Genomic DNA, 10,039 nt, shown 5'->3' on the forward strand with positions numbered 1-10,039 from the left:
ATACTTGTATTTAGCAATGCTACTTTTTTAATTATGAATTAGATCATGCGAACTTTTTTGATCATCTGGTTGGGGCAAATAGCATCGACTATTGGCAGTTTTATGACAGTATTTGCCCTGACAATTTGGGTCTGGGATAAAACAGGTTCCGCAACAGCTTTAGCATTAGTGGGTTTTTTCTCGCAGTTACCTAAAGTGCTGATTACTACTTTTGCTGGTATTGCTGTGGATAGATTTAATCGTCGCTTATTGATGATTTTGGCGGAAGTTGTTGCTATGTTATGCACTCTAACCATAGCCATGCTTTACCTCAATCAACAATTAGAGGTGTGGCATTTATATTTAATTGTGACGCTGTACGGCGGCTTTGGACAACTACAACTTCTAGCTTATTCTGCTTCCATTTCCCTACTCGTTCCCAAGGAACAATTTACCCGTGCTGAAAGTTTGGGGTCTGCGGTTAAATACAGTGCTGCAATTTTTGCTCCCGCTTTAGCAGGGTTTCTCTATCCACGTGTGGGGGTGCAAGGTATTTTTTGGATTGATTTAGCAACTTTTGCTACGTCTTTTTTCACATTGCTAATTGTCACAATTCCTCAGCCTGTGATAGAAAAAGTTAATACTAATCACACTGAAAGTAATTGGGAAAAACTGACATTTGGATTCCGCTACATTTGGGCTAATCCATCTTTAACGGCCATGGCGATCGCCTTTACTTTATTTGCCTTTCCCAATGATATCAGTAAAGCTCTCTACAGTCCGATGCTTCTGGCGCGTACAGGTGGTAATTCCGAAATTCTGGGGACTGTCACCAGTGCTGCGGGGATTGGTGGTGTGATTGGGGCGTTAATTCTGAGTATTTGGGGAGGTTTCCATCGTCGCATTCACGGAATGTTACTTGGTTTTATCGGCTATGGTTTTTTTAGAACAATTCTCGGTCTTGGGCAAACATTACCAATCTGGATAATTACTCATTTTTTGGCATCGTTACTTATTCCTTTATTCTATAGTTCTAGTAACGCCATTTGGTACGCCAAAGTTCCCCCCTCTTTACAAGGACGAGTTCTAGCCGCAGATCAACTGATTGGGGTGACGGTTTCAGCGACGACATTTTTAGTTGCGGGATTTCTCGCAGATCGAATTTTTGAACCAGCGATGAGTCCTACTGGGAGTTTAGCTCCTATTTTCGGCAACATCTTTGGTACTGAAACTGGCGCAGGTATTACTTTATTATTTGTCACCATGACTATCTGCACAGTTTTGGTGGGGGTTTTTGGTTACAACTGGCGGACTTTACGACAAGTAGAGGATTTAATTCCAGATCAGAAACTTCCTGAAATTCCCCCATCTTAAATATTTCTACTCTCCATATTAAGCACTATCAAGTTTGAAACTAACCGAATATTTCGCCAAAATATCATGACAACAATCAAGTTCACAACCAATACGACAACCCTCATAGAAACTGAAGAAACTATACTTACCTTCAGATTTGAATTAAGTGAGCCACCACCAGCAGCAGGTATAAGAGTTTATCTCTTGGGTAATGTTCCCCAATCCTTAACTCAATTAGATTTGTTTGCCATCAGCGCCACTGGTGGCAGTAGCCCACAAGGAGACTTTGACTTTTCCGGGTTCTTCTTTAACATTACATCCCAAGTTGCAACTGTCAGTGCGCCCATTTTTGTAGACGGAGATCCAGAAGGACAGCAAACGGTAGTTTATACTCTCCAACCTGATGCAGCATATACAGTTGATCCGAGTTTTAGTGCGGTGACAGTGAATTTCTACGACAATCCCAGTCAGGTTCCAGCACCCCCACCAGTAAATGACCCACCAATAGCAGTTAATGACAGCTACACCACAAATGCAGGTCAGCAATTAGTAGTGGATGTAGCTAATGGTGTTTTGAGTAACGATACAGATGCTCAAGCCGACCCTTTAACAGCCACCGTGGTACAAGCACCCAGTAATGGGAGTTTGACCTTAAATGCTAATGGTTCATTTACTTATACACCCAATGGCAATTTCTCCGGTACAGATAGCTTTACATATCTTGCTAATGATGGCAAGGTCAATTCAACTGCGGCCACAGTCAGCATTACTGTAAATGCTCCAGCAACTCAGCCCACAATCAGCTTTACCGCCAGCCCCAATACTTTAGTTGAGGCTAATAACGACAGTATTGTTTTAACATTTCAATTAAGCGCCGCACCTCCAGAAGCAGGATTAGAAATTACATTTGATAGTGGGTTAGAGCGATCGCTTGCCGAATTTGACGTTTTTGCCGCATCATACGATGGAGTCCAATTTTTAAGAGCTAATGCCACTTCCAGTGCTGTAACTGTCAGATTACTCCAGCAAACAGCAACCATTACTCTCCCCCTCTTTAAAGATGAAGTCCCAGAAGATCCAAAAACCTTTACTTACACACTTAGCCCCGTAGCAGGTTACGATTTTGTACCGGGTGAAGATGCAATTACCTTTACCATCAACGATACATCAACAGTGAGGGAATTACTTGTAGTTGGTTTCACAGCTAGTCCAGTAGTGACTGAAGAAGAGGGTCCCGGCTTAGTGCTGATATTTAACACCCAAGGCATTATTCCAGCAGAAGGCATGATCGTCAGTGTTGGAGGGGATTTTAGAGCCTCCTCTCTAGCACAAGGACTACAATTTGAGCAACGGATAGAGTCAGAAGGAATTGAATATCTAGCTTTCAATAGTGACACTCAAGCTTATGAGTTCCGGCTAACACGAGCCAATACTACCATTACTATTCCTGTCATTGATAACATAGTAGAAGAAGCAGACACCACCTACACTTACCAACTATTAGCAAATGAAGCATACATTATCGATTCAAAGGCAGCATCAGCAAATATAACTTATGTGGATGGTGTACCTGGTGGAGTGGGTCCAGTGGTCAGTATCTCCACAGAACAAACTACAATCCAGGAAGGAGATATTTTCACCCTTAATTTTAGCGTTGATGGTGAAATTCCCCCCACAGGATTGATATTGTATGTGTTGAGTCCAACCCCAAATCCATTGGGTGAGTTCCAGATATTAAATACAGCAGGACTAGCCAATTTACCAGAAACAGATAGCACTGGTAATGGTTTCTTTGTCACTTTAACCCAATCAACTGCTTCTCTGGCATTGCAGGTACTTGATGATGATCCTAATCAACAATTAAAAACCTTAATCTTCAATCTAGTCAATGGAGAACAGTATGAAGTTAATTCCGATGCTGGCGGTGTTACTTTGACCCTCGGAAATACTAACCCTGTAGAAAATACTAACCCCAGCCTCCAGCAAATATCGGATACTGTTTTTCAGATCCAAGGCCGTGATCAGCCAAAATTACAAATTTCCCTACTAGACCGCAATTCTGATCAAGTCAACGAGCTGGGTGTATTTGTCGTTGATGATCACCAAGGAACTATCAATGGCATAGCACCCAATTCTCCAGGATACACCCAAGCTGCATTGGAGAGAGCAAAAGTTATCTTCTCTGTTCTGTCTGATCCACCCAATGGATTTAATCAAACCAATTTAAGCCGCTTAGTAGAGTTTAATTCAGGAGACCAACTCAGATTTTTCTTAGTTAAAAATACTACCATTGATGCCGTAAGTTCTGGCTCAAGTCCTCTATCAGCAATAATTTTTGGCGCACCTTCAACCCAAAAAATAGAAACACTTAGTGATGGGACTTACAAAATCTCCTGGGAAGGTGGTAGTGGTGTTGATGATTTCAGAGATTTAGTGGTCCAAGCCTCAGCTACCAACACATTTTTACCATTAGGTACTAGACTGCAAAACAACCCCCAAGGAGAACTGATTGATTTCCGAGAAATCACAGGTCAGGTACGGGCTGAGTTTATATTAAGCCGAGAAGCTAACTTTGACAATTTGATTGGATTTTACAAAATCGTTGATGTTGATGGTGGTATTGATATTGATGGTAATGGTATTGTGGATTTCCGCCCTGGAGACGCAGGTTATACAAAAGCTGCTATCGAAAACCGGATTGTCGGTCTGGATATGACGGTCAACAATCAAGGAACTGCAACTTTGATCACCAACCTAGATGGCGGTGAAATCTATGCGCCATTTATTATTGCCAATGGCAGACCAGAAGCTATCTTAGATAATAATCCTAATAACGACCCCTCAGTTTACTTCGCTTTTGTCGGTGCTAATCCTGGTAGAGTAGATCATATAAGGCTTTTAGGCAATAATATCTGGGGGTTTGAGGATTTACCACTGGGAGGTGATCTCGATTATAATGATATAGTTGTGCAGGGAAATTTTAGTCAGGCTTAGAACCACACCAATTGCAAATATTTTTTTGGCATTGGGTTTACACCCGCAAAACGACCCAATTTGGATTTATGCAAAATTTGCACAAACCACCATACTCATCCAGAAATATAGGAATCCGGTTTAATTTATGAAGAAAATTAAGTACCGTGGTGGAATCACAAGCCTAAAATAGTACATTATGCAAAAATAGCAAGTATTGATTTATCTCAATTTTCTCAAAAATCTCTGGCAACATTTTAGCCCTGCCACGCCATTACTAGTTGGTCAGCGTAAAGCACAGGCTACGCTAACAATAATCAAATTGCAGTGCTATATGTTCATTAAAAAAATCTTTTTAGAAATGTATCATTCATGTTTGCAATTAATTGCCGATAGTGCTATGATTCTCAGATAGTTCAGCTTATTAAAAATAAGTTGCAATAAATGAACTCTAATATTCTCCACTGTCTTCAACAAGGTGTGCAGTAATTTCTTTGCTATCCAGTAAACTGTGACTAATTAGAGCATCACACGTTAATTTCTTCCTCACTATCATCATCCTAACTCAGCCTCGAAGTATGATCTCTCAGTAATGATTTAGATGCAAAAATTATTCTGAACTTAAATTACCTTTGAGACTAGTGCAGGTAAGATAGTTGGTCTAAGTAAAATCTTGAAGACAACAGTTTAATTGATCGCAAAAAATAGATGGTGTGGTTACGTTATTCGCTACCTGAAGAACTGTATCTGTCACAATTCTAACTGATAAATATGCAGTTGAATTATGACTTTTAGACAAAAGAAAACTTCAAACCTCTTCAGTTTGTAGAGAAATACCAAGCCAGTTTTTTGTAGCGCAAGTTTGAAATTAACCGAATATTTCGCCAAAATATCATGACAACAATCAAGTTCACAACCAATACGACAACCCTCATAGAAACTGAAGAAACTATACTTACCTTCAGATTTGAATTAAGTGAGCCACCACCAGCAGCAGGTATAAGAGTTTATCTCTTGGGTAATGTTCCCCAATCCTTAACTCAATTAGATTTGTTTGCCATCAGCGCCACTGGTGGCAGTAGCCCACAAGGAGACTTTGACTTTTCCGGGTTCTTCTTTAACATTACATCCCAAGTTGCAACTGTCAGTGCGCCCATTTTTGCCGATGGGAATCCAGAAGGACAGCAAACGGTAGTTTACACTCTCCAATCTGATGCAGCATATACAGTTGATCCGAGTTTTAGTGCGGTGACAGTGAACTTCTACGACGATCCCAGTCAGGTTCCAGCACCGCCACCAGTAAATGACCCACCAGTGGCAGTCAACGACAGCTACACCACAAATGCAGGTCAACAATTGGTAATAGCTGCGGCTAATGGTGTGTTAAGTAATGATACTGATGCTCAATCTGATCCATTAACCGCCGCAGTAGTAGCAGCACCCAGTAACGGGACGCTCAGTTTCAATGCTGATGGTTCATTTGCTTACACACCCAATACAGGATTTATTGGTACAGATAGCTTTACATATCTTGCTAATGACAGTCAGGTAGATTCTGATCCGGCCACAGTTAGCATCACTGTTAACCCCCCACCAATTACGCCCACAATTAGCTTTACCGCCAGCCCCAATACTTTAGTTGAAGCCAACCAAGACAGTACTGTTTTAACGTTTCAACTCAGCGAACCGCCCCCAGTAGGAGGGTTGGAAGTTACATTTGATAGTGGGGTAGAGCGATCGCTTGCCGAATTTGACGTTTTTGCCGCATCATTCGATGGGGTGAGATTTTTAAGAGCTAATGCTACTTCCAGTGCTGTAACTGTTAGATTACTCCAGCAAACAGCAACCATTACTCTCCCTCTTTTTAAAGATGAAGTAGCAGAAGATCCAAAAACCTTTACTTACACACTTAGCCCTGTACCTGGGTACGATTTTGTTCCCGGTGAAAACGCAGTAACATTTACAATAATCGACGTTCCCCCTGCACCAGTAGTTAGCTTCACAGCATCACCAGAGATAGTAAACGAAGCAGAAGGAACAATCCTCACATTAACCTTCAACACCACAGGCGATATTCCCGCAGAAGGAATTACCGTGCGTCTTCAAGGTGATGTTGCCAACATCATGAGGCAGTTTACCGCCGCCCAAGTACGATTTGATGCCGCAGCGAATGTCTTCTACCGCTTTGACCGTCCGTTGGTAGAGACTGGAGTGACAGGGGGAACATTGGATCTATTTGCCCTAGAAACAGACCTGAGCAGCTTCACCTTTACCATCCTCGAACCAACGGCAACAATCAGCCTCCCTGTCTTAAACGACATCTTAGAAGAAAGTGACGCTACCTTTACCTACACCCTAGAGCCAGGAGAAGGTTACACAGTAGATCCTCTAGCCAGTTCTGCCAGCTTCACGGTGACTGATGGAATACCCGGAGGAGTAGGACCAGTAGTGAGTGTTTCTGCCACTCCCACCACCCTGTTTGAATCAGAACAAACAGCCCTTACCATCACCTTTACCCTCGATAGCCCACCCCCAGAAGGTGGCGTTGTTGTTTATCTAGATAGTGGTGTACCCCGCTCCATTGCCCAATTTGATGTAACGGTGGATAACCCCCGTAATCCTGAAGATACTCTCAATCCCGTTGGTTTAACTACCACAGGTGGCACAATCGCCGGCACAAATGAATTTGTCAGTGCTGTACTTTTCCGCATCACCGAGCAGACAGCAACGATTACAGTGCCGGTGTTTAATAACGGTGAAATCGACGGACCACGGACTTTTACTTATACCCTCCTCGATGGTGAGCAGTATCAAGTTAACCCCGATGCCAGTGCTGTCACCATCACCATTGATGACATCATGACAAATATTGAATTACCACTTGTTGGTTTGACAGCCAGCCCAGTAGTCAGTGAAGCAGATGGACCTGGCTTAGTGCTGTTCTTCAATGCCCAAGGCATTATCCCAGAAGAAGGAATAGTAGTTAGCGTTGGTGGCGACTTGCGCACCTCAGCAGTGGCTCAAGGGTTGCAATTCCGGCAAGTGGTGGAGTCAGAAGGTGTGGAATATCTCCGCTTTAACCGTGATACCCAAGTTTATGAGTTCCGCTTAACCCAAGGTAACGCTACTGTTACCATTCCCGTCTTCGATGACATAGTAGAAGAAGCAGACACCACCTACACTTATGAACTGTTAGCAGGTGACACCTACAGAGTAGACCCCGCAGCTAGTTCCGTAGATGTTACCTATGTAGATGGTGTTCCTGGTGGTATTGGTCCAGTTGTCAGCATCTCCACTGAGCAGACCGCACTGTATGAAGGTGATACCCTGACAGTTAACTTCAGTGTAGATGGCGAAATCCCAGAGGGTGGCTTGCAAGTATTTGTCCTCAGCCCCACCAGAGGCACATTAGGTGAGTTCGTAATCTTTAACCCAGATGGCACACCTGCTGTGACTTGGGAAGGAATTGCTGGTTTCCCAACTCCAGATGGTACTGGTGGCGGTTTCTTTGTCACCTTGACTGAATCCACTGCTTCCTTGAGCTTACAGGTGTTTGATGATGGTCCCAATGAAGGGATTAAAAACATCACCTTCAATTTGGTGGATGGGGAATTGTATGAAGTTAACCCTGATGCTGGTAGTGTCGCACTCACCATTAGTGATGCCCCAACCAATCCCGTTGGTGATGCTGGTGACAACATCTTGGTTGGCACTTTTGGGAACGATAGTTTATTTGGTGGTGCTGGTAACGATATCCTCTATGGTGGTGGTGGCGATGACTACCTGTTTGGTGGTGCTGGTGATGACACCCTATTTGGAGGTGACGGGAATGATGCACTATTTGGCGGTAATGGTAACGACAGTTTATTTGGTGGTGCTGGTAATGACTACTTATATGGCGGTCTCGGTAATAACCTACTAGATGGAGGTGAGGGTAACGATATACTCTATGCTGGTAATGGTAATAACACTATACTGGGTGGTGCTGGTGATGACATTATCTACAGTGGCTCCGGTCAAAACCTCGTTGACGCTGGTTCTGGCAATGACATCATTTTCTTAAATGGTGGTCAAGATACTGTTGTGATTGCTCAACGTGAGGGGGTTGATACTATCAACAACTTCCAAGTTAGTTTGGGACAAAGAATTGGTTTAAGTGGTGGTCTAAGTTTCGACCAGTTAACTTTGACTCAAAATGGCATGGATACATTGATTAAAACAGGTGATGAAACTCTGGCTGTGTTGAAGTTTGTTCAATCCAGTAGCCTCAATTCTTCAGCGTTTACTGTTGTGTAAATAGTAAGTCTGAGAATTTAAACGCAGAGGTACGCAAAGTGGAGACGTAGTAATACTACGTCTCTATAAAAATATCTGGTTGTCCTCTAATTGGGTTGCAAGTTGTGCAAAGATTGTGAAAGCAGAATGCAGTTTTTAGGCAGTGCTAAATTTTCTGTTTGAAGCAAATCTTTAAACTATGACTATGGTTAGCAAAATTACTAGTTGTTTTTGTGATATTTACGTTTTATTTTAGTTAGTTGATGGATGATCAAAAATATGGATTTTAGTCTATTTTATTTCGATGGTGATGGCTCTGTTGCTCGTCCTAATCAATATCAACTTTTAATCGAGAGTGCTAAGTTTGCTGACGCTAATGGTTTTACAGCCGTTTGGACACCAGAGAGGCATTTTCACTCTTTTGGGGGTTTATACCCAAATCCAGCCTTGACGAGTGCGGCTTTGGCGATGGTTACTCAGCAGGTGCAACTACGTGCTGGGAGTTTTGTTCTACCGTTACATGACCCTGTACGAGCTACGGAAGAATGGGCTGTAGTGGATAATTTATCAGATGGTAGGGTAGCGATCGCTTTTGCTTCTGGTTGGACTGTGGATGATTTTGTTTTGGCTCGTGAACCCCACTCTAACCGCAAAGCTGTAATGTGGCGTGATTTGGAGGTGATGCGAAAGCTTTGGCGGGGTGACGCTGTGGAACGCCAAGATGCTAAGGGGAAAACTTTCACGGTCAAAACACTACCTAGACCTGTACAAGCAGAGCTTCCTATATGGATGACTTGTCAATCTTCAGAAACTTTTGTTGATGCGGGTAAATTAGGGTCAAATGTCTTGACTTCTTTACTGGGTGGTACTCTTGATGATATTATTCCGAAAATTAAACTCTACCGCAAGTCTTTAGCAAAACACGGACATGACCCCCACGGTGGGAAAGTGGCGTTGATGATTCATACCTTTTTGGGTAATGATATCAATGATGTGAAAGCAAAAGTCACAAAACCTTTTTGCAATTATCTGAAAACTCACTACGACTTGCTGGAAAATCTAGCTAAGGGTATGGGGTTAAATGTCAGTATCAAAAACTTCTCTGAAGATGATATTGATAGTTTACTTCAATTCGGTGTCGAAGGATTTATGAAGGGGCGATCGCTCATTGGTACTCCTGAAAGTTGTCGTCCATTTGTGGAACAAATTCGTGCATCTGGTGTAGATGAAATTGCTTGTTTAATTGATTTTGTCCAAGATAATGATTTGGTGATGGCAAGTTTACCATTTGTTAGCAAATTACAAAAACAATTAACATTGAGTTTCCATAAGTAAAAAAACAATTTCCTTAACATAATCTTTTTCTGAAATCTGGGATTTTGAGAGAGGATACTCCTAAAAAAAATCAACCGAAGCAATTTATTTTGTGCAGCTTTTCATGAACAAATGGCAAATA

The 10,039-nt window shown here is 42.3% G+C and carries 4 protein-coding genes; all 4 read left to right on the top strand.

Annotated features, from left to right (window positions below):
• Positions 1 to 45 precede the first annotated feature (45 nt).
• The 4 genes from VB654_RS07865 to VB654_RS07880 all read left to right on the top strand — a co-directional run bounded on the left by VB654_RS07865 (position 46) and on the right by VB654_RS07880 (position 9,918).
• Positions 46 to 1,353, top strand: coding sequence for an MFS transporter (locus VB654_RS07865; RefSeq protein WP_323213121.1), 1,308 nt, complete (start codon positions 46 to 48; stop codon positions 1,351 to 1,353).
• Between the two features lie 66 nt (positions 1,354 to 1,419).
• The gene (locus VB654_RS07870; protein WP_323213122.1) at positions 1,420 to 4,329 is read left to right on the top strand and encodes an Ig-like domain-containing protein; all 2,910 of its coding nucleotides are present in this window, start codon (positions 1,420 to 1,422) and stop codon (positions 4,327 to 4,329) included.
• An 873-nt stretch (positions 4,330 to 5,202) separates the two neighbouring features.
• Positions 5,203 to 8,604 (top strand): Ig-like domain-containing protein, encoded by a 3,402-nt coding sequence (locus VB654_RS07875; RefSeq protein ID WP_323213123.1) that lies wholly within the window; start codon positions 5,203 to 5,205, stop codon positions 8,602 to 8,604.
• A gap of 258 nt (positions 8,605 to 8,862) precedes the next feature.
• Positions 8,863 to 9,918, top strand: a complete 1,056-nt coding sequence (locus VB654_RS07880) for an LLM class flavin-dependent oxidoreductase (protein ID WP_323213125.1) — start codon at positions 8,863 to 8,865, stop codon at positions 9,916 to 9,918.
• Positions 9,919 to 10,039: the final 121 nt, after the last annotated feature.

Source organism: Nodularia sp. UHCC 0506, from assembly GCF_034931045.1.
In the GTDB taxonomy this organism is placed as follows: domain Bacteria; phylum Cyanobacteriota; class Cyanobacteriia; order Cyanobacteriales; family Nostocaceae; genus Nodularia.

Bases quoted from the DNA above. Each gene is read 5' to 3' on its own strand.
- VB654_RS07865 (WP_323213121.1), top strand. From the start codon at position 46: ATGCGAACTTTTTTGATCATCTGGTTGGGGCAAATAGCATCGACTATT.
- VB654_RS07870 (WP_323213122.1), top strand. From the start codon at position 1,420: ATGACAACAATCAAGTTCACAACCAATACGACAACCCTCATAGAAACT.
- VB654_RS07875 (WP_323213123.1), top strand. From the start codon at position 5,203: ATGACAACAATCAAGTTCACAACCAATACGACAACCCTCATAGAAACT.
- VB654_RS07880 (WP_323213125.1), top strand. From the start codon at position 8,863: ATGGATTTTAGTCTATTTTATTTCGATGGTGATGGCTCTGTTGCTCGT.